Source organism: Micromonospora acroterricola (assembly GCF_003172955.1).
GTDB classification, from domain to species: domain Bacteria; phylum Actinomycetota; class Actinomycetes; order Mycobacteriales; family Micromonosporaceae; genus Micromonospora; species Micromonospora acroterricola.
Window position 1 is genome coordinate 1 of the sequence record NZ_QGKR01000002.1, and the last position, 858, is coordinate 858.

1 protein-coding gene is annotated in these 858 nt (G+C 67.1%); it reads left to right on the plus strand.

Annotated features, from left to right (window positions below):
* Position 1: 1 nt before the first annotated feature.
* A partial coding sequence (locus DKT68_RS00010) for an IS481 family transposase (RefSeq protein WP_236646635.1) occupies positions 2-858 on the plus strand: 857 nt, incomplete at its 3' end.

The following is an 858-nucleotide window of genomic DNA, read 5'->3' on the forward strand; positions in this document are numbered from 1 at the left end:
GCTGCGTCTGGCCAAACTCGTCGTGGACCAGGGCTGGCCCGTCGCGCGGGCGGCCGAACGCTACGACGTGTCATGGCAGACCGCGAAGCGGTGGGCCGACCGCTACCGGTTGGCCGGCGAGGCCGGCATGCAGGACCGTTCGTCACGGCCTGCGTCACAGCCAAGAAAGACACCGCAACCACTTGTCCGCAAGATCGTGCACCTACGGTGGAAACACCGCCTGGGACCGGTCGCGATCGCCGATCGCCTCGGCATAGCCTCATCAACCGTGCACGCCGTGCTGACGCGGTGCCAGCTCAATCGGCTCTCGCACGTCGACCGCGTCACCGGTGAACCGGTGCGCCGCTACGAGCACACAACTCCCGGCGCGTTGCTGCATGTCGACGTCAAGAAGCTCGGGAACATTCCCGACGGTGGCGGCTGGCGCTACGTCGGGCGCGTCGAAGGCAAGAAGAACCGGGCGGCTACCCCCGGCAAGCCACGCAACAAGCACCACAACCCGAAGATCGGCACCGCCTTCGTGCATACCGTCATCGACGACCACAGCCGCGTCGCCTACGCCGAGATTCACGACGACGAGACCGCCGCCACCGCAGTCGCCGTCCTACGCAGGGCCGCCACCTGGTTCAGCGACCGCGGCGTCGTCATTCAACGAGTGCTGTCAGACAACGGCAGCTGCTACCGCAGCCACGCCTGGCGCGACGCCTGCACCGAGCTCAGCATCGCGGCCAAACGCACCCGCCCCTACCGGCCACAGACCAACGGCAAAATCGAACGCTTCCACCGCACCATGGCCGACGGCTGGGCATTCAAACGGATGTACTCCAGCGAGTCAGCCCGCCGAAACGCCCTACCCGC